32 protein-coding genes are annotated in these 25,715 nt (G+C 60.0%); 19 read left to right on the top strand and 13 right to left on the bottom strand.

Annotation, left to right across the window (positions count from 1 at the left end; all coding sequences use genetic code 11):
• Positions 1-20: 20 nt before the first annotated feature.
• Positions 21-1,139: a YihY/virulence factor BrkB family protein gene (locus C8264_RS07745; RefSeq protein WP_108460407.1), complete on the top strand. Its 1,119-nt coding sequence runs from the start codon at positions 21-23 to the stop codon at positions 1,137-1,139.
• Between the two features lie 41 nt (positions 1,140-1,180).
• Here C8264_RS07745 and C8264_RS22080 read toward each other — a convergent pair whose 3' ends face one another.
• Positions 1,181-1,390 (bottom strand): hypothetical protein, encoded by a 210-nt coding sequence (locus tag C8264_RS22080; protein ID WP_162783510.1) that lies wholly within the window; start codon positions 1,388-1,390, stop codon positions 1,181-1,183.
• Positions 1,391-1,476: 86 nt separating this feature from the next.
• Positions 1,477-1,701 carry a hypothetical protein gene (locus tag C8264_RS07755; protein ID WP_108460409.1) on the bottom strand — a complete coding sequence of 75 codons (225 nt, stop codon included), beginning with the start codon at positions 1,699-1,701 and terminating at the stop codon, positions 1,477-1,479.
• Positions 1,702-1,840: 139 nt separating this feature from the next.
• On the opposite strand from C8264_RS07755, the gene C8264_RS07760 reads away from it, so the two are divergent.
• The gene (locus C8264_RS07760; RefSeq protein WP_108460410.1) at positions 1,841-2,041 is read left to right on the top strand and encodes a hypothetical protein; all 201 of its coding nucleotides are present in this window, start codon (positions 1,841-1,843) and stop codon (positions 2,039-2,041) included.
• 57 nt (positions 2,042-2,098) lie between these two features.
• Here C8264_RS07760 and C8264_RS07765 read toward each other — a convergent pair whose 3' ends face one another.
• The gene (locus tag C8264_RS07765) at positions 2,099-2,386 is read right to left on the bottom strand and encodes a DUF2934 domain-containing protein (RefSeq protein WP_108460411.1); all 288 of its coding nucleotides are present in this window, start codon (positions 2,384-2,386) and stop codon (positions 2,099-2,101) included.
• A gap of 205 nt (positions 2,387-2,591) precedes the next feature.
• Here C8264_RS07765 and C8264_RS07770 point away from each other — a divergent pair, with 205 nt between their 5' ends.
• From C8264_RS07770 to C8264_RS07780, 3 genes are all read left to right on the top strand, one after another.
• On the top strand, positions 2,592-2,942 hold the full coding sequence (locus C8264_RS07770; protein ID WP_108460412.1) for an SPW repeat domain-containing protein: 351 nt from the start codon (positions 2,592-2,594) through the stop codon (positions 2,940-2,942).
• A 19-nt stretch (positions 2,943-2,961) separates the two neighbouring features.
• Positions 2,962-3,156 carry a DUF2934 domain-containing protein gene (locus tag C8264_RS07775; RefSeq protein WP_108460413.1) on the top strand — a complete coding sequence of 65 codons (195 nt, stop codon included), beginning with the start codon at positions 2,962-2,964 and terminating at the stop codon, positions 3,154-3,156.
• A 69-nt stretch (positions 3,157-3,225) separates the two neighbouring features.
• Positions 3,226-4,185: a Tim44 domain-containing protein gene (locus tag C8264_RS07780; protein WP_108460414.1), complete on the top strand. Its 960-nt coding sequence runs from the start codon at positions 3,226-3,228 to the stop codon at positions 4,183-4,185.
• A gap of 15 nt (positions 4,186-4,200) precedes the next feature.
• Here C8264_RS07780 and C8264_RS07785 read toward each other — a convergent pair whose 3' ends face one another.
• A complete protein-coding gene (locus tag C8264_RS07785; protein ID WP_108460415.1) occupies positions 4,201-5,094 on the bottom strand; it encodes a LysR family transcriptional regulator in 894 nt (297 codons plus the stop codon).
• Positions 5,095-5,260: 166 nt separating this feature from the next.
• Between C8264_RS07785 and C8264_RS07790 the strand changes: the two genes are divergently transcribed.
• The 3 genes from C8264_RS07790 (at position 5,261) to C8264_RS07800 (ending at position 6,777) form a co-directional block, all read left to right on the top strand.
• Positions 5,261-5,413 (top strand): DUF1127 domain-containing protein, encoded by a 153-nt coding sequence (locus C8264_RS07790; RefSeq protein ID WP_108460416.1) that lies wholly within the window; start codon positions 5,261-5,263, stop codon positions 5,411-5,413.
• Between the two features lie 22 nt (positions 5,414-5,435).
• Positions 5,436-6,398: an aldo/keto reductase gene (locus tag C8264_RS07795; RefSeq protein ID WP_162783511.1), complete on the top strand. Its 963-nt coding sequence runs from the start codon at positions 5,436-5,438 to the stop codon at positions 6,396-6,398.
• Between the two features lie 109 nt (positions 6,399-6,507).
• Positions 6,508-6,777: a DUF2312 domain-containing protein gene (locus C8264_RS07800; protein WP_108460418.1), complete on the top strand. Its 270-nt coding sequence runs from the start codon at positions 6,508-6,510 to the stop codon at positions 6,775-6,777.
• A gap of 57 nt (positions 6,778-6,834) precedes the next feature.
• Here C8264_RS07800 and C8264_RS07805 read toward each other — a convergent pair whose 3' ends face one another.
• From C8264_RS07805 to C8264_RS07815, 3 genes are all read right to left on the bottom strand, one after another.
• A complete protein-coding gene (locus C8264_RS07805; protein WP_108460419.1) occupies positions 6,835-7,245 on the bottom strand; it encodes a DUF1801 domain-containing protein in 411 nt (136 codons plus the stop codon).
• Positions 7,242-7,727 (bottom strand): DUF1801 domain-containing protein, encoded by a 486-nt coding sequence (locus tag C8264_RS07810; protein WP_108460420.1) that lies wholly within the window; start codon positions 7,725-7,727, stop codon positions 7,242-7,244. Before C8264_RS07810 ends, C8264_RS07805 begins: the two co-directional genes overlap by 4 nt.
• A 96-nt stretch (positions 7,728-7,823) precedes the next feature.
• On the bottom strand, positions 7,824-8,918 hold the full coding sequence (locus tag C8264_RS07815) for an acyltransferase family protein (protein WP_108460421.1): 1,095 nt from the start codon (positions 8,916-8,918) through the stop codon (positions 7,824-7,826).
• Between the two features lie 229 nt (positions 8,919-9,147).
• On the opposite strand from C8264_RS07815, the gene C8264_RS07820 reads away from it, so the two are divergent.
• Both C8264_RS07820 and C8264_RS07825 read left to right on the top strand, forming a co-directional pair.
• On the top strand, positions 9,148-10,128 hold the full coding sequence (locus tag C8264_RS07820) for an SDR family oxidoreductase (RefSeq protein ID WP_108460612.1): 981 nt from the start codon (positions 9,148-9,150) through the stop codon (positions 10,126-10,128).
• A gap of 76 nt (positions 10,129-10,204) precedes the next feature.
• Positions 10,205-10,951 carry an SDR family oxidoreductase gene (locus C8264_RS07825; protein ID WP_108460422.1) on the top strand — a complete coding sequence of 249 codons (747 nt, stop codon included), beginning with the start codon at positions 10,205-10,207 and terminating at the stop codon, positions 10,949-10,951.
• A 32-nt stretch (positions 10,952-10,983) separates the two neighbouring features.
• Here C8264_RS07825 and C8264_RS07830 read toward each other — a convergent pair whose 3' ends face one another.
• On the bottom strand, positions 10,984-12,642 hold the full coding sequence (locus tag C8264_RS07830) for a Na/Pi cotransporter family protein (protein ID WP_162783512.1): 1,659 nt from the start codon (positions 12,640-12,642) through the stop codon (positions 10,984-10,986).
• Between the two features lie 279 nt (positions 12,643-12,921).
• On the opposite strand from C8264_RS07830, the gene ugpB reads away from it, so the two are divergent.
• The 8 genes from ugpB (at position 12,922) to ku (C8264_RS07870) (ending at position 20,383) form a co-directional block, all read left to right on the top strand.
• On the top strand, positions 12,922-14,247 hold the full coding sequence (ugpB, locus tag C8264_RS07835) for a sn-glycerol-3-phosphate ABC transporter substrate-binding protein UgpB (RefSeq protein ID WP_108460424.1): 1,326 nt from the start codon (positions 12,922-12,924) through the stop codon (positions 14,245-14,247).
• A 69-nt stretch (positions 14,248-14,316) separates the two neighbouring features.
• Positions 14,317-15,201 (top strand): sn-glycerol-3-phosphate ABC transporter permease UgpA, encoded by an 885-nt coding sequence (gene ugpA / locus C8264_RS07840; protein ID WP_108460425.1) that lies wholly within the window; start codon positions 14,317-14,319, stop codon positions 15,199-15,201.
• 12 nt (positions 15,202-15,213) lie between these two features.
• The gene (gene ugpE / locus C8264_RS07845) at positions 15,214-16,062 is read left to right on the top strand and encodes a sn-glycerol-3-phosphate ABC transporter permease UgpE (RefSeq protein WP_108460426.1); all 849 of its coding nucleotides are present in this window, start codon (positions 15,214-15,216) and stop codon (positions 16,060-16,062) included.
• Positions 16,063-16,065: 3 nt separating this feature from the next.
• Entirely contained in the window at positions 16,066-17,118 is a 1,053-nt protein-coding gene (locus tag C8264_RS07850) for a sn-glycerol-3-phosphate import ATP-binding protein UgpC (RefSeq protein WP_108460427.1), read from the top strand.
• Positions 17,119-17,172: 54 nt separating this feature from the next.
• Positions 17,173-17,919, top strand: a complete 747-nt coding sequence (locus C8264_RS07855; protein ID WP_108460428.1) for a glycerophosphoryl diester phosphodiesterase — start codon at positions 17,173-17,175, stop codon at positions 17,917-17,919.
• Positions 17,920-17,926: 7 nt separating this feature from the next.
• Positions 17,927-18,709 (top strand): DeoR/GlpR family DNA-binding transcription regulator, encoded by a 783-nt coding sequence (locus tag C8264_RS07860; RefSeq protein ID WP_108460429.1) that lies wholly within the window; start codon positions 17,927-17,929, stop codon positions 18,707-18,709.
• The gene (locus C8264_RS07865; protein WP_108460430.1) at positions 18,706-19,482 is read left to right on the top strand and encodes an HAD-IIB family hydrolase; all 777 of its coding nucleotides are present in this window, start codon (positions 18,706-18,708) and stop codon (positions 19,480-19,482) included. The genes C8264_RS07860 and C8264_RS07865 overlap by 4 nt, the downstream gene beginning before the upstream one ends.
• Positions 19,483-19,561: 79 nt before the next feature.
• The gene (gene ku / locus C8264_RS07870; RefSeq protein WP_162783527.1) at positions 19,562-20,383 is read left to right on the top strand and encodes a non-homologous end joining protein Ku; all 822 of its coding nucleotides are present in this window, start codon (positions 19,562-19,564) and stop codon (positions 20,381-20,383) included.
• Here the strand turns inward: ku (C8264_RS07870) and ku (C8264_RS07875) are convergent.
• The 5 genes from ku (C8264_RS07875) to choX form a co-directional block, all read right to left on the bottom strand.
• Positions 20,380-21,255 carry a non-homologous end joining protein Ku gene (ku, locus tag C8264_RS07875; protein ID WP_108460432.1) on the bottom strand — a complete coding sequence of 292 codons (876 nt, stop codon included), beginning with the start codon at positions 21,253-21,255 and terminating at the stop codon, positions 20,380-20,382. The genes ku (C8264_RS07870) and ku (C8264_RS07875) overlap by 4 nt on opposite strands.
• 168 nt (positions 21,256-21,423) lie before the next feature.
• Complete coding sequence (locus C8264_RS07880) at positions 21,424-21,870, bottom strand: ABC transporter substrate-binding protein (RefSeq protein WP_108460433.1); 447 nt, start codon at positions 21,868-21,870, stop codon at positions 21,424-21,426.
• 266 nt (positions 21,871-22,136) lie between these two features.
• Positions 22,137-23,174 (bottom strand): choline ABC transporter ATP-binding protein, encoded by a 1,038-nt coding sequence (gene choV, locus C8264_RS07885; RefSeq protein ID WP_108460434.1) that lies wholly within the window; start codon positions 23,172-23,174, stop codon positions 22,137-22,139.
• Entirely contained in the window at positions 23,171-24,010 is an 840-nt protein-coding gene (choW, locus tag C8264_RS07890) for a choline ABC transporter permease subunit (RefSeq protein ID WP_108460435.1), read from the bottom strand. The genes choV and choW overlap by 4 nt, the downstream gene beginning before the upstream one ends.
• A 69-nt stretch (positions 24,011-24,079) precedes the next feature.
• On the bottom strand, positions 24,080-25,003 hold the full coding sequence (gene choX / locus C8264_RS07895) for a choline ABC transporter substrate-binding protein (RefSeq protein WP_108460436.1): 924 nt from the start codon (positions 25,001-25,003) through the stop codon (positions 24,080-24,082).
• 106 nt (positions 25,004-25,109) lie between these two features.
• Here choX and betI point away from each other — a divergent pair, with 106 nt between their 5' ends.
• Complete coding sequence (betI, locus tag C8264_RS07900; RefSeq protein ID WP_108460437.1) at positions 25,110-25,712, top strand: transcriptional regulator BetI; 603 nt, start codon at positions 25,110-25,112, stop codon at positions 25,710-25,712.
• The last annotated feature ends 3 nt before the right edge of the window (positions 25,713-25,715 follow it).

Consider the following 25,715-nt stretch of genomic DNA (forward strand, 5'->3'; position numbering starts at 1 on the left):
TTTTTTGGGGCGCGCCAGGGATGAGTACCGATACCAACCAGATCTATGCACGCCAGCAGAACCGCGGGCGGGATGCGGAAGCGCCCACCGAAATCCCGCAGCGGGGCTGGAAGGACATTCTCTGGCGTCTCTACCGAGCCATCGGGGAAGACCACATTCTGCTGACAGCTGCAGGAGTGACATTTTACATCCTGCTGGCCCTCGTCCCCACCCTATCGGCATTCGTCTCCATCTACGGCCTGTTCAACGACCGCGGAAGCGTGTTGGATCAGGTCCAGTTGCTCGCAGGCCTGGTGCCCGCAGGTGCCCTCGAAATCCTGCGGGATCAATTGACTCGTCTGACAGCGGAGAGTTCCGAGAAGCTTGGCCTCACGCTGATATTTTCCGTTGCGATCGCCCTGTGGAGCGCCAGCGCGGGGATCAAGGCGATGTTCGAGGCGATGAACGTGGCCTATCACGAGAAGGAGCAACGCTCCTTTCTGGTGTTCAATGGCCTTGCCCTGCTGTTTACGCTGGGTGGCGCCATTGCAGCGGTGCTGGTCCTGAGCGTGGTGCTGGTCATGCCGGCGCTGCTTACCCTGCTTCCGGGCGGGCATGGGCTAGAGTGGACGGTGCGAGTTGCAAGCTACGCGGCGATGCTGGCGGTGATCTCGCTCAGCATAGCGGCGCTCTACCGTTGGGGCGCAAGCCGTGAACAGGCCAAGTGGCGGTGGATTACGCCGGGCGCGGCATTCGCAGTGGTAGCGCTCGGGCTGATCTCGGTGACCTTCTCCTGGTATGTCAGCAATTTCAGCAACAATGACGCCACTTACGGCTCTCTCAGCGCCATGATCGGCCTGATGACCTGGCTCTGGATATCAACGACCCTGGTGATTCTGGGCGCGGAAATAAACTCCGAGATCGAGCACCAAACAGCTGAGGACAGCACAACCGGGGCAGAACTGCCCCTTGGTGAACGGGGTGCCCACATGGCTGACAATGTCGGCCGTGTCTGGCCGCCAGATCGGGACAAGATGGAACAGCAGGCTTGGGAACACGCTTCCGATACTCGGGAGCGCAAGCGTTTTTCGGCCGGATCATGGCTGCTGGCCGCGCCCGCCGCTCTTACAATGCACTGGCTGAACCGCAAGAAGCGCTGAGCGGCAGCTCAGCATACATCAGTCATCGAGCGTGATAGCGGTCATTTGGGCATGGAGCCCTTGCTACGGGCGCGTGGCGGCGACTTGCCGTCATGCGCGTAGCTGTTGGGGACGACCTCATGGGCATCGGGTGGGTGCCTCCCTCCCGGATGAGGGATCTTGTCGTATTCTTCTTCGGTGGCCGGATGGGGATCGGCAACGTCATTGCCTTTGGATGTGCCCTCGCCCGAGGGGAGACCGTCGCGTATCATTGGTCCAGCTCCAATTGTGGTTTGACCGTCGGGTTCAATGCAAAGCGCGGGTTAACCTATGTTGGGATGAAGCCGACCCAATGCGGCTAGCGGTCAGTCACCTTGGTATAAAGGCGCACCATGTTCAGAGGCTGGCCGCTGTGCTGCCAATAAACCCGCGCCGCCAGGTCTCGCTTGCTACCGCTCCTGATGAGTTTGAGGCCCAAGGCCTCGCGGGCGGCGTCTTCGGGCGTTCGGGCACCCTCTATGATCACGTCCCCCGGCGTGTTTGAATCCACGCGCAAGTCCACTACTCGATAGGCCAAGGTCATTATCGGGTCATTCGAAATGAGTTGTTCAGCATGGTGTTAAATGCACGCCATGGTGATTGAGTTGCAGGCACTCGCCCAGGTTACCCCCGGAACCCATCCCGGAAGGAAAGGTTATCCGGCTCCAACCGAGGAGAGCCAGATGAGCAAGACCGATCGCCAGCAAGAACAACTCAAAAATGTGAGCGGTGGAGGGCAGACGCCCGGCACGAACTGGGGCGCCACTCCTGGAGAAGCCACCAATAGCACCGACAACAAGAAGACGGTGCCCCATACCCAGCGCGGCAATGAGGAACCAGGTGCGGACGGCGACGACAAGACCCGCATCGAATCTGACGACTAAAGTGGAGCGGACGAAACTCACCGGCGCCAAAGACGGCGCCGGCAGTATCTGAGCATTCTAGCGGGCAGAGGAGCGCTTGTTTCTAGTGCCGGTGGGGCCGCTGGCGGCTCCGCCCGTCCCCATGCTGCCGACGAAAGACGCACCACCGGCAGGCGCGACACCACCGGGATGAAGACCGCTGGAAATGCCGCCGTCAGCCCGCATCGTCCCGCCACCTTCTTGTTCCGCCATCATCTGTGCCACGGCATCCATGTAGTTCTGGAATTCGCGCCCCTCGGGGCATCCTTCCTGTCCCCACAATTGATATGCCCGTTGCTTGACTTCTTCCTCGTTCAGATCGGCCATGACTTGCCTCCCGCGTCGGCCAGCGACACGGTCGCCGCTGCCTCATGCCGAAACCCGCGCCGGGTAGCCTCGTTCCTTCAGGAGATCGGGGCTGTCACAGGTTACCGCAAATGGGGTCGGGCTCTCATAGGACAAGCGCGGAACAATCGATGGCTGGCCAGAATTGGACGGAAACATAACCGTATCTGTTCACCAGGAGAACATCATGATCCCCACCCGCGTACATGGCATCATCGACTACATTGTAGGGTTGTTGCTGATTGCTGCGCCATTTCTGTTTGGCTTCGCTGATGGCACAGCGGCGCAGTGGGTTCCGATCATTCTGGGCTTGTCCGCACTGGTTTACAGCCTTCTCACCAAATATGAGCTCAGCGCTGCCAAGATAATCCCGATGCCCGTACATCTGGGGCTCGATGTGGCGAGCGGACTGTTGCTTGCAGCATCGCCGTGGCTGTTCGGCTTTTCGGAAAGGGTCTGGCTCCCGCACGTCGTCGTAGGCGTGGCCGAAATCATTATCCCACTGCTGACCCAGCGCCATTCCCCTGTGATCCGTTAAGGGCAGTCCCAAGGCAACCATGCTACCCATCCACGCCCATTTTGGTGATCCAGACTTCGAGCAGATCGTGCGCGAGAACGCGTATGATCTGTGGGAGCGTGACGGGCGTCCGCAGGATAGCGAGAAGCATTACTGGCATCTTGCCCTTGCCAAAAGCCTGCGGCAACGCGAAGAAGACGAACGCTCGAGGCGCGGTCTCGTCGATCCGATGTAGAGCCCCCTAAAAATGCCGACGGCCTGTTCCCATATTCGGGGCGTCGGTCAGATCGTAAGGAAGTTGCCCATGTTCGCCTCGAAAGGCTTTCGCCTAGCCAGTTTGTTTGCCGTTGTCTTGATGTCCATGTCGATGGTGACGGTGGATCAGGCCGAAGCACGTCGCGGCGGCAGCTTTGGCAGCCGTGGCATGCGCACCCAGCAAATGGCTCCGGCGACACCGACCTCGCCGACCGTGACCGCGCCCGTACAACGCACCATGACACCGTCGCAGCAGACCAACACGAACCAGCGAGCCGGCGCCGCTACGCCACGGCAGAATTCGTTCTTCAACGGCTTTGGCGGATCACTGATGCGCGGCCTGTTGCTGGGTGGCCTGCTGGGCATGCTGTTCGGAGGTGGACTTGGCGGCATGGCCGGGCTGTTCGGGCTGATCGTGCAACTCGGCTTGATCTTCCTCGTCATCCGGCTGGTCATGGGCATCATGGCCCGCCGTTCCGCGCCCGCGACAGCAGGTGGCCCATCCGTCGGTGGCTCCGGTTATAGTTTTACCCGTGAGGCCACGGCACCCCGCTCCAGGCAGGGCTCAGGCTATGGATCCCCGACGCGGCCGAGCAGCCCCGACGAGATCGGCACCACGCAAGCCGACCTCGATAGCTTCGAAGCGATGTTGAGGGAACTGCAGGCCGCCTATGGACGCGAAGACTACCAGGCACTGCGCCGCATCACGACGCCGGAGATGATGTCCTATCTTTCCGAAGAACTGGGCGAGAACGCCTCCAAGGGCCTCAAGAACGAGGTTTCCGATGTCACGCTGCTGCAGGGCGATATCAGCGAAAGCTGGCGCGAGGGCAACAAGGACTATGCGACGGCGGCGATGCGCTATTCCTCGCTGGACGTTACCCGCGATCGCAGCACCGGCGCGGTCGTGAGCGGCGATCCGGACGAGGCCAGTGAAACCACCGAGCTTTGGACCTTCGTGCGAGAACGCGGCGGTGAATGGAAGCTGTCGGCCATCCAGGAAGCCTAGTTGTAGCGGCGCGGGTCATTCAGTGTCTCGCGCCGGCTTTTCCCGATGGGCGGCCTCGCCGCGAAACAGAGGACCATGCCCCCGCATCAACGCAACAATGCGGTTCGACACAGTCCGTACGGCAGGCTCGTGACGTTCTTCGTGATGGCTCACCAGCCATTGCTCGGTTTTCAATTCGGCAATGGGCGGGGCAACCCGCACCAGCCGGGGATCGCTGTCCCCGACGAAGCATGGAAAGACTGACAATCCCGCTCCATTGGCGACGAGCTCGCGCACGCTCATGGCATCATTGCCGCGCACGGCTATGCGATCGCCGTGCCGTGCCTCAATCCACCGGGACGAAGGCGTTTGGCCCGCCTCCCCTGCCACGCCTACGAAATAGCCAGCCTTGATGCCGTTGATGAGATCGCGTCCGGAATAGATGGCGAAGGCCACCGAGCCGATGAGCCGGCCCGCCAGCCATTGCTCGGTCGGCCTCTGATTGCGAATTCCCAAATCGGCATGGCGGCGGCCAATGTCGATCTTCTGGTTCGCCGTCACCAACTCAATTCCAAAGCCGTCTTCAACGCTCCAGATCGCGCCGATATGACGGGCGACAAAGGCGGAGGTCCATGACCCCGCCGACAGGCGCACCATGCGGTCGCCCAGCGTTCCCTCATGCCACCGCTTCAGCGAGAGCATGGCCGCGTCCACATCCTGGGCGCGGCTCAGCAGGCTCTCGCCAGCTTCGGTAAGGCGATAACCGGTCTGACTGCGGTGAAACAGCGGCTTGCCGAGCTTCTTCTCCAACGAGGCTATGCGTCGTCCCAGTGTTGCGGCGCTCAGCCCGGTGCTTTGCGTCGCGGCGCTCAGCCCGCCCAGGCGAGCCACGCTTAAAAAGAGGCGAAGATCGTCCCAATCCAGATCCATTTTTCAAATTCGCAAAGCGTCTTTCGTTCTGGATCGTAGCGCGTCGCGGCCAAAGAGAACAAGTTCGTCCTGTTCATTGAACTAATGCTGCCCGAAACGGGCGGTGAAACTCAAGCTGTTTTCTCCGTCCTGCTGCAGCATTGTTTTTCAATAATGGAGAGCACTCATGTCCAAACCCCTTATCCGCAGGTTTGCCGACTGGCGCCTGCGCAGGATCACCATACGCAAATTGCATACGCTGGATGATCGACTGTTGGCCGACCTGGGAACGACGCGAGAGGATATCGACTGCTTCGTTGCCGGCTGCACCGAGAACTGAACCAAGAACGGAGATTACAATCATGCAGAGCGGCAATTTGGGAAGCTTCGGTCCGGTCAGCCGGCTCACGCTTGGCGGTGGTGGGATCGGGATGGTCTGGGGTCCCACCTCGGAAGACGAGGCCGTGGCAACGTTGCGGCGTGCCGTGGACGCCGGGATCACCCTGATCGACGCTGCGCCAGGCTATCGCATCTGCGAGGCGATGATCGGGCGAGCCTTTGACGGAAGGCTGCCCAGCGGCGTGCGGGTAACCACGAAATATTCGCTGGGCACGGTGGCCGCTGACCAGGTCTATACCCTGCTGCGAAAGTCGCTGGAGCGGAGCCTTCAAACCATGCGGCTCGAGCGGGCCGACATGTTCCTGCTCCATAGCGAAATCAGGCCGGACGAATTCGAATATCCGCCGGGACAGCCGCCCAAGGATGAGCGATCCACCGCGCTCTCCCTCTACCGGGAAGCTGTCGTGCCCGCATTCGAGCGCCTCGTGGCCGACGGGTTGATCGGCGCCTGGGGAATCACCGGCATCAACCATGCCGCGGCAACCATTGAGGCCATCTCCCAGGGCGCGCGGCCAGCCGCCGTGCAAGCCATCGCCAACCTGCTGGACAGTCCGGGCGAGATGAACGGCACTGGGCTGGCGCCGCGGCCACGCGATGTCATCGCCGCAGCACAGGCAGCGGGCGTCGGCGTGATGGGTGTCAGGGCGGTGCAGGCGGGCGCCCTGACCTCGGCGCTCGACCGGCAGGAAGATTCCCCGACTACGGCCGATTTCCGCCGTGCAGAACCGTATCGCGAGCTTTGCCGGAATTGGGGGAAGGACCCCGCGATCACCGCCTATCGCTATGCCTTGGGCATTGAAGGTGCCGATACGCTGGTGCTGGGTGTCAAGAACGTAGCCGAGCTTGAGCAGGCGCTGCTGGCGGAGAGCCAGGGGCCGCTGGAGCGGGCGCAGATCGCTTCCATCGACGCTCTGGGTCTGCGGTGAATGCCGAGCGACCGGTTCCGGTGGGAAACTCCGCAATTGCCCGGGCCCATTTACCGCTCGTAAACCGTCCACTTCGATAGTGCGGCTGCGCTTTCACATAGGAGAAACCATGAGCGATTTGGGTATTGCCGGCGGACGCATCCGCTCGTTCGTCGAACGCATCGAGCATGTCGAAGCCGAAATTGCCGAGCTTAGCGAAGGCAAGAAGGAAATCTTCGCCGAGGCCAAGGGCGAGGGTTTCGACATCAAGATCATCAAGGAAATCGTCAAGCTGCGGAAGCAGGACGCCAATGAACGCGATGAGCACGAAACGCTGCTGGACGTCTATATGAGGGCCATGGACGGCGCCGAAGCAGACGACGAACCCAAGGCGGCATGATCTTCAAGGCTTGGGCGGTCAACCTGCCCAAGCCTTCATATGCCGTACGCCGCGATATCAGGGCTGAGCCACCGCTTTTTTGCTCTTGGCTGGCGCGTTCTTCTTCAGATGCGTCCGGTTGTAGACGATCGCCTCCTGCACCAGTTCTGCAAGCGCCTGTTCGTCGAGCGTGTCGTTCTCGAATATGTCGATCGAGCGCCTGGTGGCGCCGGTATCCTTGCCGTTGAAGAGCTTGTTCGCGTCAGCCAAATGCGCCCCATGGGCAAAGGTGAGCTTGATCTTGCCCTTGTGCGGATTACCCACTGCGACAAGGCCATCGCAGGACCAGGTCGGACTGCCCATCCATTTCCATTCTTCGATGATGCCGGGATCTGCCTTGAGGATCGTTGCGCGTACCCTGGCCAGGACCGCGCCGCGCCAGTCGGCCAAATCCGCAATCATCTGATCGATCTGCGCGGAGGCATTCATGATCCAAACCTTTCACCAGGCATTTGGCTCGCCTGCTTGGTCCAATCGGCAAATTGCACGCGGTCGAACTCCCCTTCATGGACATTGAGATAGCGCACGTTCTTCTGCTTGGACGTTCCCGAGGGCACGGGCTCGAGCGATGTTCCGTCAGGAAAGGCGACCTTGATGTATTTGGTCATGCAGTGAAAGCTCACGAACCAGGATTTCGGGTCAGTGCCATAGAATGGCGAGTTCCACTTGACGCTTTTGCAGACGCCGGGCACCGCATCGGAAATGATCGCATCCATCTGGCGGCCGATCTCGCTCTGCCAGCCGGGCATTGCAGCGATAAAGGCTTGTACGGGCGCGTCGCCATCACCTTTGGGGATTTGGGGATTGCCGCCACTGAGGCGTATCACGCCATCCGGCCCAGGCTTCAATGATGGCCTGGCGGCCTTTGACTTGGTGCCGGCAACCGGCGATTTCGCAACTCCATCGGGCATGAGTGAGGCCTTTGTGATGCTTGCCAGCGGGTTCGGAATTCAGCCATTTTAGAGCATGAGAACCGTCATGCCACAGTTTTTTCCGGGCAACGTGGCCTAAGTCGCGTCCTGCGATGGCACCGCCAATTGTTGGGCCCGGGCTTTTTCTCCACCGAACAGGCGCTTGAGCGAAAGCGCCGGCCGTTCCACCCAGTGCCAGGAGAGATAGGCCAAGCAGATCGTGGTCAGAGCCGCGGCGACGCTCATCAGCAGCACCATCCACACGCTGGTGCCGAAACGCGCCAGCAGAGCCTGTTGAATGGGGAAGGAATAAAGATAGATGCCATAGGAAATGTCGGCTTGTCTGGTGGCGCGGGTGAGCAGCGGAATGAATGTGCCGCCCAGCGTCGCCGCGAAATATGCAAAGGCAATAATGGACGCCACCTGCCCCACCGCGGTTGGCGATAACCAGATCGCGAGAATTATCCCGAGGATGGCAATTGGCCAGTTCAGGACAATCTGGAAGCGGAAGGTAAATGCGAGCATGCCCAAAGCAAAACAGAAGCCAAAGCGAATGATGCTTCCTGCCATCGAAGCATCGAAAGCATGGGTGTGGTACGAGACGACCAGCAAAATGCCGAACGCCATCGAGAGCGCAGCCATTGCCCGACGCGAGCCGAATACCTTGAGCAACGGGATGCTGACGAACGCCAGATAGGCGAGAAGCTCGTATTTAATGGTCCAGAGCGGGATGTTGACCTGGCCCGGCTCCATGCCGAACAGGAACGCTCCAGGCAGATGCGGCTGGCTGAAGAGCACCGGCATCAGCAGGGGATAAAGAAGCGTCGCGGGATTGGTGAAGTGCTCGGCCAAGCTCAGGCTGGTGCTGAACGGGGCAATGAGCCATGCGATCAAGGCGCCGCACACCAGAAGACCCGGGAAAATGCGCAAAGCGCGGGCGGCAATGAAACCAGAAAGATCTGGTTTGAGGGCATAGCTCCGACTCAGCATGAGACCTGAAAGGAAGAAGAATACGTTGACCGCCAATTGACCGAGATCATAGGCGGTGTCATCCAGCGGCTGGTGGTGATTGCCGACCGGCACGATCAGGAAGATGTGGGAAATGAACACCGCGGCCGCCGCCAACAGGCGAACCGCGTTGAAGCTATTGTTGCGATCCTCGAGGACTTCCCCAAGCGTTCGGCGGCTCATTGGTCACCCGTGACATCACGCCGGAATATGCTGCAATGCCGGCGCTTTTGACAGCGGTCCGGCGGATTTGATGCGCACCAAAGTTAATGGAGTCATCTGAGGTGCACGAAGGCCGCCCCAGTCTAAGCCTCAGCAATGAAGAGCAAATTCTGGCTGTGCTGGCGGCAGGCACCGTGTAGGCTGATCCCAAAGACGCTCCGACATGGCCCAGCAACGAGGTTTCCCCACCATGGCTCTCAACGTACTTTTCATCGGCGGCACAGGTCAGATTTCCTATCCTTGCGTCGAGCGAGCAGTGGCACAGGGGCATCGGGTCAGCGTCTACAATCGCGGGCTACGTGAGAGCGAGCTTCCCGCCGGCGTCACTTCGATTGTGGGGGAGCTCAAGGATATTGGCAGCGCCGGGCTGGATAAGGCCAATTACGACGTCGTCTGCCAGTTCATCGCGTTCACGCCCGATCAGGTGGCGCGGGACATAGATGTGTTTTCCGGCCATTGCGGGCAATACATCTTCATCTCCTCGGCGTCGGTCTACGAAAAGCCGGCGAGTCATTATGTGATCACCGAGAAAACACCGGCCATCAATCCATATTGGCCTTATAGCCAGAACAAGATCGCCTGCGAGGAACTGCTGACCAAGAGCGACAACCTGGCCTGGACCATCGTGCGCCCCAGCCACACGGTTCGCACCGGGCTGCCGGTCATGCTTGGGGATGCCGAAATCATGGCGCGGCGGATGCTCGACGGCGAGCCGACCATTGTCGCCGGTGACGGACATACCCCTTGGACGCTGACGCGCTCGGTCGACTTCGCCGTTCCGTTCGTGGGGCTGTTCGGCAAGGAAAAGGCGCTCCGCGATGTCTTCCACATCACCTCGGACCGCGCTCATATCTGGGACCACATCCAACGAGAGATAGCAGCGCAGCTTGGGGTTGAAGCCAATATCGTGCACGTACCCACCAACACGCTGGTCAAGTTCAATCCGGAATGGGAGGGGCCGCTGCTGGGCGACAAGTCATGGACCGCCATCTTCGACAACTCCAAGGTCAAGGCCGTTGCGGGCGATTTCACCTGCGCCGAGAACCTGAGCGAAATCCTGGCCGAGCCCATTCATCATCTCAAGCAGCGTCTTGCCAACAAGCGGCCGCCCAAGGGGGAACTGGACCAATTGATCGATCGCATCTGCAAGGCACAGTCCACACTGGGCTAGGCCGCGTCAGACCCTCTTGCCGTTGCGAGCCTCTGCGATAGGATCGAAGCAAAGCGCGAAGCGCCGGGGGAAACATATGAGCGAACGATTGGTTGGAAAGGCCTGCGTCATAACCGCTGCAGGCCAGGGGATTGGCCGGGCAATAGCGGAGAGTTTCCTTCGCGAGGGCGCCAAGGTTTGCGCAACGGACCTGGATCCTGAAAAACTCGCGGGTCTGGAGGGCGCGGACCTGCGCAAGCTCGATGTGCGCTCAACCAAAGCGATTGATGAACTCGCCGCTGAGATCGGCCCAATCGACATCCTGGTCAATGCGGCCGGGTTCGTGCACCACGGCTCGGTGCTCGAATGCAGCGACGAGGACTGGGACTTCTCGTTCGACGTCAACGTCAAATCGATGCACCGGACCGCTCGCGCTTTTCTGCCCGGCATGCTGGAGCGTGGCGCAGGGTCCATCGTCAACATCTCGTCGGGCGCTTCTTCGGTGCGCGGCATTCCCAACCGGCACGCCTATGGCGCCAGCAAGGCAGCCGTGATCGGGCTGACCAAAGCGGTTGCCGCCGATTTCATCAAGCGCGGCATCCGCTGCAACGCGATCTGCCCGGGCACGATCCAGTCACCATCGCTGGACCAGCGCATCGCCAGCCTGGCCCAGACGAGCGGACGCTCCCAAGACGATGTGCGCGCCGATTTCGTCAATCGCCAGCCGCTCGGACGCTTGGGAACGCCCGAGGAAATTGCTGCCTTGGCCGTTTATCTGGCGAGCGACGAAGCCAGCTATACGACAGGCGCCGTCTTCATGGCCGATGGTGGGTTTTCGCTCTAGATCGCCGCGGAAGCGATACGCATGAGGGAAGGCTAGTTCGATTGCACAAGCCGTGAACTCAGCAACTCGCCATTGTCGCTGAGGATGGAATAGGCGATCCCCGTCATCAGCGAATTGATGCGGCGCAGGGCGTGGACCGTTTCCAGGTGCAGATCGCTCGATTCGATGCTGGTCGGGTTACCGCCGCGAAGCCGGCTGAAATGCTGGTCCATGCTGTGGCGCTCCAGAACCCCGATCTCGTCTTTTTCGGCGATCAGGTGGCGTGCCGACTCCGTGTCTTCGGATACGAGGACGTTGAAGGCCAGTTGCATATTGGCAAGGACGCGGGAATGCAGATCGGTCAATTCTTGCCACCCTTGGGGAGAGAAAGTGAGCCTCCGCTCCATCTTTTGCTCGGCCAGCCTGACCAATTGCTTGGCGATGATGTCACCGGCCTGTTCCAGACTGATGGCAAAATTGGTCAAATCCGTAACGCGGCGGGTCTGGCTGGCGTCCATTTCCTTCCAGTCGAGGCGTGTCAGGAAAAGCTTTATTTCGCGATTGGTCTGATTGACCTCAGCTTCCAGCGATTTGATGCGCCTAATGGCTGGCTTGTCCCCGCTCTGGTAAATTTCCATGACGGGCTGCAGCATGACCTCGACCATCTCGCTCATACGCAGCAATTCGCGGGTGGCGCTCGCCAGCGCGGCATCGGCATTGCGGTGGGCCGCACCGAGCAGTGCCGGCGTGCGCAGGCGGGCAACATTGAGTTCACCCTCCACCACAGTTTCGTTGATGAAGCGGTCGGCGAGGCGAGCGACCACACCGGTCAATGGCAAGCCTAGCACCAGGACGGCAAGGTTGAAGGCGATGTGAAGGAGGCTGGCCTGCAGGCCCACGCCGCCGGGCAGGCTTGCCGTGTGCAGTTGCAGCAGCTGAAAAAGCACCAGGCAGAGAATCGCGGCGCCACCGCGGAAGACCAGCGCCCCTGCAGCAATGCGGCGGGCGCGGACATCGGAGCCGCGCGTCATGCTCCAGGCGATCAGGGTGCCTCCAAGATTGGCGCCGAGCACGAAAGCCGCCGCGACCTCGAACGGAATAAGACCTGCCGTGCCGAAGGTGATGATCACCAGGACGCTGGCCACGGACGAGTAGGACATCCAGGTGATCAGCGCAGCGGCCAGGAAACTGGTCCAGAGATCTCCTCGCAGATAGCCGATTATCGCGCCCATCACGTCGCTTTCCCGCCAGGGGGCGGTCGCCTCGGATATCATCCCGAGCGAGAGCAGCACGAACGCAATGCCCAGAACCATTCGTCCCAACTGCTTGGTCTGACGGCTGTTGCCACGCAGAAACAGCACGCCGCCCACGATGATGAGTGGTGCCGTCAGCAGGCTCAGGTCGAAGGAGAGGATGCTCGCGACCAGCGCCGAGCCGAGATAGGCACCCAACATCAGCGCCAGCCCGGTGGCACCGCTCATCAGGCCTCCAGCGGCGAAGCTCGATGCGAGAGCCGCAACTGCGGTTGAACTTTGGAGCGCCACCGCCATGGCGGTGCCCACCAGGGCTCCCCCCAGCTTGCTCTTTTCAGCGTGCGCCAACATGCGCTTGAGCTGCGCTGAATAAGCACGCTCAACTGCCGTGCGCACCATGCGAACGGCCCACAGCAACAGCACGATGGCCGCTACCAGATGCACGGCGATAAAGTACAAGCGGAGGCTCCTTCCGGCGGCAGGCGCGCCGCCAAACATGATGTTCACATGAACCATCAGCTTGCAACAGCCCAGATGCGCACACCCCCTTGATCACTGACGACTGTCACAAAACTGCTAAGTAGCTCGCATAGATGGGGCGTAGCAGCGCAACGGGTGCGGTTGCTCGCCTCTAAATGTTCAAATGAACATTTGGTATTTGCAAAGGAAGATTCGATGCTATCAAATGGTGACAAGCTCGGGACGAGGAGGTCCCAGCGCGATAACAAGGGAGTGAGCATGTTCAAGAACGCAATGTTCCTGTCAGCAGGTCTGACCGCCATGATGGCAGCAACGCCGGCTTTTGCGCAGACAGAAATAACCTGGTGGCACGCCATGAGTGCCGAACTGGGCGAAAAGCTGGAGGAGGTCGCGCAGGGCTTCAACGACAGCCAGACCGAATACAAGGTCACGCCGGTATTCAAGGGCAGCTATCCCGAAACGCTGACTGCCGCGATCGCCGCATTCCGCGCCAACGAACAGCCGGCCATCGTGCAGGTTTATGAAGTCGGCACCGGCACCATGATGGCAGCGAAGGGCGCTGTATATCCCGTGCACCAGTTGATGGCCGACAAGGGCGAGCCATGGGAAACCGAAGGCTTCCTGCAGCCGGTGGTCGGCTATTATTCGGACACTGAAGGCAACATCCTGTCGATGCCCTTCAACTCTTCGACCCCGATCATGTACTACAACAAGGACGTGTTCGAAAAAGCCGGGCTCGACCCGGAAGTTGCGCCCAAGACCTGGGCCGAGATGGAAGAGTTCTCCAAGAAGATCGTCGATTCCGGCGCAGCCCAGTGTGGCTTCACCACCGCGTGGATCACCTGGATCCATACCGAGAATATGTCGGCACTGCATGACCAGCCTTTCGGCACGCTCGAAAACGGCTTCGGCGGCATGGGAGCCGAGTTCACCTTCAACAATGATGTGAACGTCAAGCATTGGGACAATCTGAAGAAGTGGTCCGACGAAGGCTTGTTCCAGTATGGCGGACCGGTCGGCGGCGCTGACGCACAGCCCAAGTTCGTGTCGCAGGAATGCGCCATGTTCATGAACTCATCGGCTGGCCGCGCTGGTGTTATCCGCAATGCCACGGACTTCGAAGTCGGCTTTGCGCCCCTGCCCTACTACGACGATGTCATCGACGAACCCAAGAACTCCATCATCGGAGGCGCCACGCTCTGGGTGCTGAATGGCAAGTCGGACGAAGTCTATGACGGCGCTGCCAAGTTCTTCACCTATCTGAGCCAGCCCGAGGTGCAGGCCGATTGGCACCAGTTCACCGGCTACCTGCCGATCACTACGGCGGCTTACGAACTGGGCCAGGAACAGGGCTACTACGCTGAAAACCCGGGTTCGGACATTGCTATCGAGCAGATCATGCGCGGTGAGCCGACGCCAAACTCCAAGGGCGTGCGCTTCGGCAATCTGACGCAGGCTCGCGACGTCGTGGACTCCGAGTTCGAGGCCATGCTCGCAGGGCAGAAGACTGCTCAAGAAGCTCTGGACAGCGCCGTAGAACGCGGCAACCAGATCCTGCGCGACTTCGAGGCTTCCAACAGCTAAGCCTTTTCTTGTGGAGGATCCGCACCAAAAGTGCGGGTCCTCTTCTAGCTGCAGCCCCACGAGTCGGCGATGCAAACTAAACGTACGATCTTTCCAAACAAGTTGCTGCCTTACGCGCTGCTGGCGCCGCAACTGATCATCACGATCATCTTCTTTCTTTGGCCGGCAGGCCAGGCTGTCAAAAGCTCGTTCGAGCGTGAGGATCCGTTTGGCTTTCGAACCACATTCATCTGGTTCCAGAATTATACCAGGTTGTTTGACGACCCCGAGTATCTGAATGCCGCCGCTCGCTCCGCGGTGTTCGCAGTAGGAGTTACCGCCCTTTCCATGGGTGCGGCACTGTTGCTCGCAGTGTGCGTCAACCGGCTGCTGCGCTCGGGCAAGTTTTACACGACGCTGCTGGTCTGGCCGTATGCCGTGGCCCCTGTCGTGGCAGGTATTCTGTGGTGGTTCATGTTCAACCCCACCATCGGTATCGTGCCCTATCTGCTGGAAGCATTTGGCTATCGCTGGAACCACAGGGTGAATGGCAACGACGCCATGATCCTGGTGATCATCGCTGCCAGCTGGAAGCAGATTTCCTACAATTTCCTGTTTTTCGTGGCGGGCCTGCAGTCCGTGCCAAAATCGCTGGTCGAGGCGGCTGCCATGGATGGCGCCGGACCCTTCAAGCGCTTCTGGACGATTGTGTTTCCGCTGCTCTCGCCGACGACGTTTTTCCTGATGATCGTCAACATCAACTACGCCATGTTCGACACGTTCGGCATCATCGACGGCACCACGTCGGGCGGGCCCGCTGGCTCGACGAACACGCTGGTCTACAAGGTCTATGCCGATGGCTTCCTGGGCCTCAACATCGGCTCCTCATCGGCGCAATCGGTCATCCTGATGCTCATCGTCATCATTCTCACCGTCGTCCAGTTCCGCTGGGTCGAACGGCGCGTACAATATTGAGAGGGCCGAACCATGGTTGAGAACAGGCCGCTCCTGAACATTTTGACCCATCTGGTGCTGATCGTCGGCGTCGTGATCGTGGCGTTCCCGGTCTACCTGGCATTTATCGCGTCTACCCACGGCGCTGATGCCTTTGCGCGAGGTCTGGCGCCCATGCTGCCCGGCCCGCACATGATCGAGAATTATCACCGGATGCTGACCAGCGGCTTGTCATCGGCCGGGGCACCACCGGTTTGGCTGATGCTGATCAACTCGACGATCATGGCGCTGACCATCGCTATCGGAAAGATCGCCATCTCGATCATTTCCGCCTACGCCATCGTCTATTTCAAGTTCCCCTTCCGCCTCCTGGCCTTCTGGATGATCTTCATCACGCTGATGCTGCCCGTCGAAGTGCGCATCATCCCAACCTTCAAGGTTGTTGCGGATCTGGGCATGCTCAATTCCTATGCCGGGCTCACCATTCCGCTGATTGCCTCGGCAACGGCGACCTTCCTGTTCCGGCAGTTCTTCCTGACCATCCCGGACGAGTTGATGGAAGCGGCACGCGTGGATGGCGCGGGACCACTGAAATTCTTCCGCGACATCCTGCTGCCGCTCAGCCGCACCAATATCGCGGCGCTCTTCGTCATCCTCTTCATCTATGGCTGGGTGCAGTATCTCTGGCCGCTGCTGGTGACCACCGACAGCCGCTATTACACCATCGTCATGGGCATCAAACGGCTCGCCGCCAGTGCCGATGCCGACCCCTATTGGAACCTGGTCATGGCCGCGGTGATGCTCGCCATGCTGCCGCCTGTGCTCGTCATCATCTTCATGCAACGCCTTTTCGTCAAAGGCCTGGTCGAAACGGAAAAGTAGAACATGGCAACCATCAATCTGGTCGACCTGCAAAAGAGCTATGGTGGCAATGTCATGGCCGTCAAAGGGGTCAATCTTTCCGTGGCCGATGGCGAACTGATCGTGCTGGTCGGACCCTCGGGTTGCGGCAAGTCCACCTTGCTGCGCATGGTAGCAGGGCTGGAAAGCGTTACCGCCGGACGCATCGAAATCAATGGCCGCGACGTGGCCAAGGCCGAACCCGCCGAGCGTGACATCGCCATGGTGTTCCAGAATTATGCGCTCTATCCGCATATGACCGTGCGCGGGAATCTCGAATATGGACTCAAGAACCGCGGCACCCCCCGGGCCGAAATCGACCGTCGCGTAACCGAGGCGGCCGATATCCTTGAGATCGGGCCGATGCTCGATCGCAAGCCGCGCGAGCTTTCCGGCGGCCAGCGCCAGCGCGTGGCCATGGGTCGCGCGATCGTGCGGGAACCCTCCGCGTTCCTGTTCGACGAGCCATTATCGAACCTCGACGCCAAGCTGCGCGTGCAAATGCGGGTGGAGATCCGCAAGCTGCAGCGACGCCTCAAGACCACCAGTCTTTATGTGACCCACGACCAACTCGAAGCGATGACTCTAGCCGACCGGCTGGTGGTGATGAATAGCGGACTTGTCGAGCAGATCGGCACGCCGACCGAGGTCTATGATAGCCCGGCGACGTTGTTCGTGGCCGGTTTCATCGGCTCGCCCCCGATGAACCTGATCCCCATAGAGGCCATGGCAGCGGCCGAAGGCTTCGCCAATGTGAACCTGCCGCCGAATACCGACATTATCGGCCTGCGTGCCGACCAGCTGGTGATAGAACGGCCGGAAGGCGAAACCCTGGTGCTTGACGGTATTGTTGAGCTGCTCGAGCCGATCGGCGGGGAAAGCCATCTGCACGTGTCGGTGGCGGGCCAGACCCTCATCTTGCGTGTTCCAGGCCGGCCGGAGCTGACCGACGGAGCACAGATCAAGCTCTATGCACCCCCATCCGCCATGCACCCCTTCAATCGCGAGACAGGTCGTCGAACCGATCACATCGCGTGAATCCAACTGGACCGCGGCAGCAAATTGCTGCCCGCTTCCTCGAAAGAAAGCGTCATGACTAGCAGCGTCAAGAATGGTCCCGCTCGGGACGAAGTGCAAGCGCATCGCGGAGCGTCCGCCGTTGCGCCCGAGAACACGTTGTCCGCCTTCCGGGCGGCGGCCCAGCAGGGTGCCAAATGGGTCGAGTTGGACGTCGCACTGCTGGCGGACGGAACGCTGGTAGTCATCCATGACGACAGCGTCGACCGGACGTCATCGGGCACCGGAGCCTTGGGTGCGCTCAACCGCGCCGACATGGACCACTTGGATGCAGGATCGTGGTTTGGCGGCACCTTCGCGGGCGAACGCATCCCGACCCTCGAAGAGGCGCTGAAGGTTCTTGGCGAGCTGGGTCTCGGGGCCAATGTCGAGATCAAGCAGCACAAGCACCACAAATCGCTCGATCAACTCATCGGCGCCGTGCGGGCGGCATTGCAGACGCGCCCGCAGGGCATGCCCATCATGATCTCGAGTTTTGACGCACAGGCTCTGGCCGCCATGCATCGGCTGGAGCCGGGCCTGGAAATGGCGATGCTGTGGAGCAAGGTCCCGGCCGACTGGCAGGCGCAACTGGCCGCCATTCCCGCCACAACGATTCACCTGGATTATAGGGCCCTCAGCATTGGCTTCCTCGAAGAAGCAGTTGAAGGGGGGATCAAGGTGCGAGCCTGGACCGTCAACGAGCCATCCATTCTGGCCTCGTTCTGGCCCGCCGGGCTTGCCGGTGTCATCACCGACAATCCTGCGGCGTTCCTGAGCTGAGCACGAGATGGAACACGGCATGCTGTCAGGCAGGCAACGCGATATACTGGCCCTGATCGAGACGGATGGCACTCAGTATATCGAGGACCTTGCGGCCCGATATCATCTGACCACCCAAACGATCCGACGGGACATCAATGCCTTGTGCGACCTGGGCTTTGCCCGCAGGTTTCATGGCGGCGTGAGTGTGCCCGTCGAAGGCCACAACATCTCGATCAACGCCCGGGCAGCGCTCAACCGGACCGCCAAACAGTGCATCGCCAAGCGCGTGGCAACGGCAATCGAGCCGGGCTCCACCGTGTTCATGGGCATCGGCAGCACTGTGCAGTTCGTGGCCGAAGCCCTGCTGGAGCACCGCGGACTGACCGTGGTGACCAACAATATCGATGTGGCGCTGACGCTATGCGAGGCGCCACACATCGAGGTGCACATGACCGGGGGGCTGCTGCGCCACAATGATCGTGACGTCGTCGGTGCCGATGTGCTGCGCTTTTTCGAGAAGTTCTATGCCTCCTATGCGGTGGTCGGGGCTGGGGCGCTGCATCCGAGCAACGGGGTGCTCGATTTCAGTTACAGCGAAGCGCAAATTACCGCTGCCTTGATCGAGAATTCCCGCATGGCCATCCTGGCAGCCGATTCCAGCAAGTGGACGCGCGATGCGTCCGTCAAAGTGGTCCCGTTCAGCAAGGTGAAGTCCCTGTTTACCGACCGGCTGCCGGACGGGGAAGCGGCCGAGGCTCTAGGGCAAGCCGGCACCGAAATCGTGCTGTGCAGCGAGGATTCGGCGTGACCTTCCGCGGATTGGCGCCCTCGCCCAGTGAACTGGCAGGCGTGCGTTACCTTTTTACAGACGTCGACGACACGCTGACGACCGAAGGCCGTTTGCTCCCGCAAACCTATCAGGCGCTCTGGGATCTACACTTGGCCGGCATCGCAATCGTGCCCGTCACCGGTGGCTCGGCGGGCTGGTGCGAGCACATGGTTCGCGCCTGGCCGGTTGCCGCAGTCATAGGGGAAAGCGGCGCCTTCGCCATGACCCTGAACAATGGCCGGGTCGAAACGCGGTTCTGGGAAGGGCAAGCGGTACAGGCGGAGCGGCAGGTGCTGCACCGGGAGCGGATCGAGCAAATGCTGGATGGCCGCTTCGCGCTCGCGCACGATCAGAATTTCCGCCTTGCGGACGTTGCAGTCGATATCGGCGGGCACAGCCGCGAAGCAATTGACGCGCTCGCCGCCCGGATCAGGGCAATTGGTGGAACCGTGGCCATCAGCTCGATCCACATCAACACCTGGATCGGGAACTACAACAAGCAGGCCATGACGCAGCGTTTGCTCGCGGAGTTCGCGGTAGCTGACGGCGAAATCGCCGGTGCGACAGCTTTTGTGGGGGACTCCCGCAATGATGCGCCCATGTTCGGCTTCATCCGCAATTCCTTTGGCGTAGCCAACATCCTGCCGGTGCTGGACGATCTCCCGTTTCGCCCGAGATGGATCGCAGACCGTCAAGCCGGACTGGGCTTTGCGGATGTCGCCGGCACTTTGCTGCAAGCGCGCAGCACCTGACCGACGGCATCGGCTGCCTTGAGCGCGGCGGAACGGAGCGCCTGGAGCAACGTTTGGATAGCATCGCGCAGGAGGGCCTATCTTGGCAGTTCGACCGTATTGGAAAGGCTATCTGAAGCTTTCGCTGGTGACCTGCGCCGTCTCCCTGTCTCCGGCAACGACGCAGGGGGAGAAAGTCCGATTTCATACGCTGAACAGGAAAACCGGCGAACGCATCCATACCCAGTATGTTGATGCAGTCTCCGGCAATCCCGTTGACGAAGACGACCAGGCAAAAGCCTATGAAAAGGGCGAAGACGACTACGTCATCCTTGAAGAGGAAGACCTGGATTCAGTGCAACTGGAAAGCGCACGCACGATTTCCATCGACGAGTTCGTGGACACGGATTCAATCGAGTGGGTTTACTATGACAGCCCCTATTTCGTCGTTCCGGCCGATGAAGTAGGCGAGGAGGCGTTCATCGTTATTCGGGAGGCCATGGCCCAGAGCGATGTAGTGGGTATTTCCCGCCTGGTTCTCGGAGGACGCGAGCGCGCGGTCATGCTGCAGCCTTGGGACAAGGGAATTATCTTGTGGACCTTGCGGTTCGGCGATGAAGTCCGTGACGAGGACGAATACTGGAAGAGCGTCAACGCAGACAAGCCAGACGCCAAAATGCTCTCCATGGTCGAGAAACTGATCGAGGAGCGGACAACCACCTGGTCCGCCTCCATGGTCAAGGACCCGGTGCAGGACCGGCTGCTTGAGATCATCAAGACAAAGCAATCTACGAGGCGCAAGGCCAAGCCGAAGAAGCAGGATCAGGAGACCGTCGAACCGCAGAGCAATGTCATCGACCTGATGGCGGCGCTCAAGAAAAGTCTCGAAGCAAAACCAGAAACAGCCAAGAAAAAGCGCTAACTCGCCTTGCGCCGCGTGGGAGCCGCTTTCGACGTCCTGGAAGCGCTCGACTTTTTCGTGGATCTCCGTTTCGACGCAACCTTCTCTCCGGAGTCTTCCGATCCTCTAGCACTGAGACGCAGCGCCTCCAGCAGGTCGTTGGCCTTGGTCGGCTCTGGCCTGCGCAGGGGAATAATTTTACGCCCTTCGATCTTGGCCCGTACCAGTTCGGCCAACGCTTCCTCATAGCGGTCGTCGAACTTGCTCGGCTCGAACTCGCCCTCCTTGGTCTTGAGGATGTGCTTTGCCAACTGCAGCATTTCGGGCTCAATCTTGCGCTGAGTGATCGTGCGAAACACATCCTTGGACGACCGGACTTCATAGTCGAAATTGAGTGTCGTTGCGATGAGCCCGTTGCGGTGAGCCCGGATCAGCACCGGTCGCAGCCGGCGGAACAGCACTGCATGAGCGATTGCCGCCGTCTTCCGGTTGCGCAAGGCTTCTCGGATAAGCACGAAGCCTTCTTCGGCATCATCGGAGGCGGGAAGCAGGTAGTAGGGCCGATCGAAATAGGTAGGCTCGATGCGATTGCAGGCGATAAATGAATCAACTGTCAGGCTCTTGTCGCTCTGCGGAACGGCGGCCGCGATCTCCTCCGGCTCCAGTATCACATAAGACCCCTGCGCAGTTTCGTAGCCCTTGACCTGGTCCTCGGCTTCCACAGGCTTATTGGTCTTGTTGTCCACGTAGACGCGGCGCAGCCTATGGCCTGTACTGCGATTGACCATATGCAACGAGATGCGCTCGGCCGTGGTGGCTGCCGTATACATTTTCACTGGGCAGATCAATTCGGCAATCTTGATCACACCCGTCCAAACCGCACGTGCTGCCATGTCTTCCTCCGATCCTATTGCAGAACGGCATGGATGCGGTGACGTTCCTTGGAAGGATCGGGGACGAGTCTGTAATGGAAAGTGAATTGGCGGAGAGAATGGGACATTCCGCCACTATGTCCTGAAAGCCCAGCAAATCCGGCTTCAACACTCGGGTTGGTTGAAGAACTACGTTGGGATGTACATAGGGCGTACCAGCCGCCGCTGCAACGGCCTCGAAGCCCGACACGGAAAGCCAATGCGTTTGCCGGCCAGATCCGTAAGATCGTCGATCGGACCATCGGCCAAAACGGTCAGCGTTTTGAGCGGCGTCTCGACTAGCGTCCCGATCGGCACCAGCAGCACGCCGACCTCATGGTCGAGATAGAGATTGGGCTGGTAATGCCCCCGATCTCCGCCTGTCCGGAGGCGACGGCACGTGGCACGATCGAAGGATCGGGCGGCGGAAGCAGTTACCTCGAGCCCAGCCTTCTCGAACAGCCCGAGTTCCAGGGCGGCGACGACAGGATCGTGATCCGAATTAACGAACCATTCGAGCAATACGGTCAGTTTATCCTGAGCAGCGGCAGGGCTTGCCGGCATGAGGTCGGCGGCAAGGATATGCGACAGTCTCACCAGACACGCCGGTCACTACAGCCAGCGACCCGTTCAGCTGCGCGACCGACGTTATTGCTTTGGTGAGCTCATCCACCAATGGATGTGATTGAAAACCGCGGATCTAAACGTCCCTGCATCGTCGCAAGCTTTTCCCAGCGTAGGTCTTCTTAAAGATCCTGAGCACGCTGGCAGCCCCAGATTAAACCGATAGTTGCCCCGCCAGTGGTTTGCACGTCCCCCTGCGCCAATTCTTCGCGCGCGAAGATGACGGCGAGAACCAATTTTCAATTTCGGGATGACTTAGACTGGAGTGCCTCCACGATCTCCTGATTAGAAATGGAACCGATCGGCTCGCCCTGATCATTTTCGACAAGAATCCGTGCGCTGCCCCCGGAAAGCGCGTCGATTACATCGGCAACGGGTGCCGTCTCCACGACATTGGCGTCCATGCGCCCGCTGATGTCGCTGGACATGACATCCCCGGCCTGGAGGACATTGAGCGGGTTCGTGTGCTTCACGAAACTCTCGACATAATCGTCGACCGGATTGGCCATGATCTCCTGCGGCGTCCCGCATTGAACAATGCGCCCGCCTTCCATGATCGCGATACGATTGCCGAGCTTGAACGCTTCGTCGAGATCGTGGCTGACAAAGATAATCGTCCGCTTCAACTGGCTCTGCAGATCGAGCAATTCGTCCTGCAAGCGGGTGCGGATCAGCGGGTCCAGGGCCGAAAATGGTTCGTCCATCAACAGGATCGGCGCTTTGGTGGCAAAGGCGCGGGCAAGCCCCACGCGCTGCTGCATGCCGCCCGAGAGTTCGCTGACCTTGCTGTCGGCCCAGTCCGAGAGCCCCACGAGTTCCAGCTCCTCGCGCACCTTGCCTTCACGTTCGGCCCGGCCCATGCCGCCCAGCTCGAGCCCCAGCGCGACATTGTTGAGCACACTGCGCCACGGCAGCAGCCCGAATTGCTGGAATACCATGGCGACGCATTCGCGGCGCAGCCGCAGCAACTCGTCCTGCGTGCAACGCGCAGGATCGCAGGACCAGTCGTCGGTTGTCACCGTGACAGCGCCCCGCACCACGGGATTGAGACCATTGACCGCTCGCAACAGCGTCGATTTTCCGGACCCGGACAGGCCCATCAAAACGAGTATCTCGCCCTCTTCGACCTCCAGCGAGCAATCGTGCACCCCCAGGATCTGACCGGTCTTCTGCTGGATTTCGGAACGGCTTTGCCCCTCGTCCATCATGGCCAGGGCGGGCTCCGGATTGTCACCGAAGATGATGCTGACCTTATCGAATACAACTGCGTGACTCATTGTTTGTTCTGTCCAATACGCAGCATGCGATCAAGAATGATGGCGACCACCACGATGATGAAGCCGCTTTCAAAACCGAGCGCGGTGTTGACCTGATTGAGGGCGCGCACGACCGGCACGCCCAGACCGTCCGCACCCACCAGCGCGGCGACCACGACCATGGAGAGGGACAGCATGATTGTCTGGTTGAGGCCTGCCATGATCTGCGGCAGGGCATGCGGCAATTCCACCTTGCGCAATTTCTGGTTGCCCGTGCCGCCAAAGGCCTCTGCCGCCTCGAGCAAGGTATCGGGCGTCGACGAAATGCCAAGATAGGTGAGCCGCACCGGCGCCGGCAGGACGAAGATCACCGTCGCGATCAGGCCCGGAACCATGCCGATGCCGAAAAAGACGATGGCGGGAATGAGATAAACGAAAGTCGGCAGGGTCTGCATCAGATCGAGCACCGGCTGCATGACCCTGTAGAGCCGGGGACGATGCGCTGCCGCTATGCCGATCGGCACGCCCACCGCCATGCAGACAAGACATGACGAGACGACAAGCGTCATGCTCTCGGTCATCTCTTCCCAATAGCCCTGGTTGATGATGAACAGAAAGCCGGCGGCTACCAGAAGGCAGGTCTTCCAATTGCGCTGCAGGACCCAGGTCAGGCCCACGAATGCTGCGATAATGATGAACGGATGCGGCGTCTGGATCACCCAGAGCAGCACCTCGATCAGCGCCTCTGCACCATCGGCCAATGTGTCGAAGAAACCCGAGAAATTGTTCTTGAGCCAGTCGAAGAACGAGCGTGCCCATTGTCCGACCGGAATTTTATTGTCTGTCAGCCACTCCAAATGGCAGTCCCCCAAACCAATAGTCTGTGGTGGGCCAGCCGGGCATGACTACCCGCTGGCCCACGGGTTCTAGAGTTCGAGCGCGCCCTTGACGGCGGCCACGGCATCGCCACCATCAAGCGTGGTCACGCCTTCAAGCCAGCTCAACGGCAGGTCGGGATTATCCTGCAGCCAGGCCAGCGTTGCCTCGTCGGCTTCCATGCCCTCGTCGAGAATCATGCCCATCACCTCGTTTTCCATCGGCAGAGTGAAGGTGAGATTCTTGAGGAACTGGCCGACATTGGTGCATTCATCGGCCAGGCCGGGGCGGGTAACGGTGTAGACTTCGCCTTCGCCGCCAAAGAACTCCTCGCCGCCGGTCAGGTAGGCGATGTCGAAATTGGCGTTCATCGGATGCGGTTCCCAGCCGAGGAAGACGATAGGCTCCTGATCGTCCACCGCGCGCTGGACTTCGGCGAGCATCCCCTGCTCGGAACTTTCGCGGACGACGAAATCACCCAGGCCATGTTCGCCGGCATCGATCATCCCGATGATATAGGTATTGCCCTCATTTCCGGGCTCGATGCCATAGATCTTGCCGTCGAGCTCATCGGAAAACTTGGCGATGTCCTCATAGGTCTTGAGGCCGGCTTCGTAGGTGTAGGCCGGCACGGCAAGATTGTATTTGGTGCCGGCCAGGTTGGGGCCGACGACCTCGATCTCGCCGCTCTCGGTATAGGGCGTGATGGCTGCCGACTGAGACGGCATCCAATTGCCGAGGAACACGTCGATGTCGCTTCTGGCGAGCGAGGCGAACGTAACGGGCACGGAAAGCACCTTCACATCGACACTGTAACCGAGCGCCTCGAGCACATGCTTGGTGGCAGCGGTCGTGGTTGTGATGTCTGTCCAGCCAACGTCCGAAAAGCTTATCTCTTCACACTGGGCGAACGCGGCACTCGAGACCATGGATAGTGCAAGCGCACTGGTCAGAGCTGCGGCGTGTTTGATCATAGTCATCTCCTTGGAGGTCCGGAAGGGTCAGCAGGTGTTGATTGACGGATCAATCAAAAAGAAATTATGAAGGGATGTAAACCCATTTAATGGCCGGTCTGCCAATATGTCGAAATCAGGTACGCCTATCGTTCGCCGAAAAGCGCTAATTCTGGCCACTATCGCGGAGATCGGCGAAGCGGGAACACTGGACGTTACAGTGAGCCAGATTGCCCAGCGCGCAGGCATGTCACCAGCACTCGCGCACCATTACTTTGGATCGAAGGACAAGATATTTCTCGCGGCGATGAGATATATTCTGGAGAACTTCCGGCAAGCAGTCAGCGCCAGGCTGAAAACAGCTAAATCGCCCGAAGACCGCATAAGGGCAATCATCGATGCAAGCTTTGACTCAAGCCAGTTCGAGCGGGAAATCGTGGCGGCCTGGCTGGCGTTCTACATGCGCGCATTGCAGTCGCCGCCCGCCCGCCGGCTTCTTCAGGTGTATGCTAGGCGATTGCACAGCAATCTGGTCTTCAACCTCATCCAGATCTTCGATGCCGCAACCGCCCAACAGGTCGCGCAGGGACTGGCTTCGATGATTGACGGCTTCTACATCCGCCGCGCCCTGCAGGATCGGGTCCCTGATCAGCAGGGCATCCGCCAACTGGTCCAGGACTACCTCGAACTCTGGCTGGAAAGAGAAAACCGCATTGACCAATCCGCCTAACGT

The sequence above is a fragment of the Devosia naphthalenivorans genome (assembly GCF_003056355.1).
In the GTDB taxonomy this organism is placed as follows: Bacteria; Pseudomonadota; Alphaproteobacteria; order Rhizobiales; family Devosiaceae; genus Devosia; species Devosia naphthalenivorans.

Excerpts from the sequence above, each read along its gene's own strand:
- C8264_RS22080 (WP_162783510.1), bottom strand. The coding sequence starts at position 1,390 with ATGATACGCGACGGTCTCCCCTCGGGCGAGGGCACATCCAAAGGCAAT.
- C8264_RS07800 (WP_108460418.1), top strand. The coding sequence starts at position 6,508 with ATGAGCGATTTGGGTATTGCCGGCGGACGCATCCGCTCGTTCGTCGAA.
- C8264_RS07785 (WP_108460415.1), bottom strand. The coding sequence starts at position 5,094 with ATGGATCTGGATTGGGACGATCTTCGCCTCTTTTTAAGCGTGGCTCGC.
- C8264_RS07855 (WP_108460428.1), top strand. The coding sequence starts at position 17,173 with ATGACTAGCAGCGTCAAGAATGGTCCCGCTCGGGACGAAGTGCAAGCG.
- C8264_RS07790 (WP_108460416.1), top strand. The coding sequence starts at position 5,261 with ATGTCCAAACCCCTTATCCGCAGGTTTGCCGACTGGCGCCTGCGCAGG.
- ugpA (WP_108460425.1), top strand. The coding sequence starts at position 14,317 with ATGCAAACTAAACGTACGATCTTTCCAAACAAGTTGCTGCCTTACGCG.
- betI (WP_108460437.1), top strand. The coding sequence starts at position 25,110 with ATGTCGAAATCAGGTACGCCTATCGTTCGCCGAAAAGCGCTAATTCTG.
- C8264_RS07775 (WP_108460413.1), top strand. The coding sequence starts at position 2,962 with ATGCTACCCATCCACGCCCATTTTGGTGATCCAGACTTCGAGCAGATC.
- ku (WP_108460432.1), bottom strand. The coding sequence starts at position 21,255 with ATGGCAGCACGTGCGGTTTGGACGGGTGTGATCAAGATTGCCGAATTG.
- C8264_RS07765 (WP_108460411.1), bottom strand. The coding sequence starts at position 2,386 with ATGGCCGATCTGAACGAGGAAGAAGTCAAGCAACGGGCATATCAATTG.
- C8264_RS07755 (WP_108460409.1), bottom strand. The coding sequence starts at position 1,701 with ATGACCTTGGCCTATCGAGTAGTGGACTTGCGCGTGGATTCAAACACG.
- C8264_RS07815 (WP_108460421.1), bottom strand. The coding sequence starts at position 8,918 with ATGAGCCGCCGAACGCTTGGGGAAGTCCTCGAGGATCGCAACAATAGC.
- C8264_RS07805 (WP_108460419.1), bottom strand. The coding sequence starts at position 7,245 with ATGAATGCCTCCGCGCAGATCGATCAGATGATTGCGGATTTGGCCGAC.
- ugpB (WP_108460424.1), top strand. The coding sequence starts at position 12,922 with ATGTTCAAGAACGCAATGTTCCTGTCAGCAGGTCTGACCGCCATGATG.
- C8264_RS07760 (WP_108460410.1), top strand. The coding sequence starts at position 1,841 with ATGAGCAAGACCGATCGCCAGCAAGAACAACTCAAAAATGTGAGCGGT.
- choX (WP_108460436.1), bottom strand. The coding sequence starts at position 25,003 with ATGATCAAACACGCCGCAGCTCTGACCAGTGCGCTTGCACTATCCATG.
- C8264_RS07810 (WP_108460420.1), bottom strand. The coding sequence starts at position 7,727 with ATGCCCGATGGAGTTGCGAAATCGCCGGTTGCCGGCACCAAGTCAAAG.
- choV (WP_108460434.1), bottom strand. The coding sequence starts at position 23,174 with ATGAGTCACGCAGTTGTATTCGATAAGGTCAGCATCATCTTCGGTGAC.
- C8264_RS07850 (WP_108460427.1), top strand. The coding sequence starts at position 16,066 with ATGGCAACCATCAATCTGGTCGACCTGCAAAAGAGCTATGGTGGCAAT.
- C8264_RS07820 (WP_108460612.1), top strand. The coding sequence starts at position 9,148 with ATGGCTCTCAACGTACTTTTCATCGGCGGCACAGGTCAGATTTCCTAT.
- C8264_RS07770 (WP_108460412.1), top strand. The coding sequence starts at position 2,592 with ATGATCCCCACCCGCGTACATGGCATCATCGACTACATTGTAGGGTTG.
- C8264_RS07780 (WP_108460414.1), top strand. The coding sequence starts at position 3,226 with ATGTTCGCCTCGAAAGGCTTTCGCCTAGCCAGTTTGTTTGCCGTTGTC.
- C8264_RS07825 (WP_108460422.1), top strand. The coding sequence starts at position 10,205 with ATGAGCGAACGATTGGTTGGAAAGGCCTGCGTCATAACCGCTGCAGGC.
- C8264_RS07745 (WP_108460407.1), top strand. The coding sequence starts at position 21 with ATGAGTACCGATACCAACCAGATCTATGCACGCCAGCAGAACCGCGGG.
- C8264_RS07795 (WP_162783511.1), top strand. The coding sequence starts at position 5,436 with ATGCAGAGCGGCAATTTGGGAAGCTTCGGTCCGGTCAGCCGGCTCACG.
- C8264_RS07860 (WP_108460429.1), top strand. The coding sequence starts at position 17,927 with ATGGAACACGGCATGCTGTCAGGCAGGCAACGCGATATACTGGCCCTG.
- ugpE (WP_108460426.1), top strand. The coding sequence starts at position 15,214 with ATGGTTGAGAACAGGCCGCTCCTGAACATTTTGACCCATCTGGTGCTG.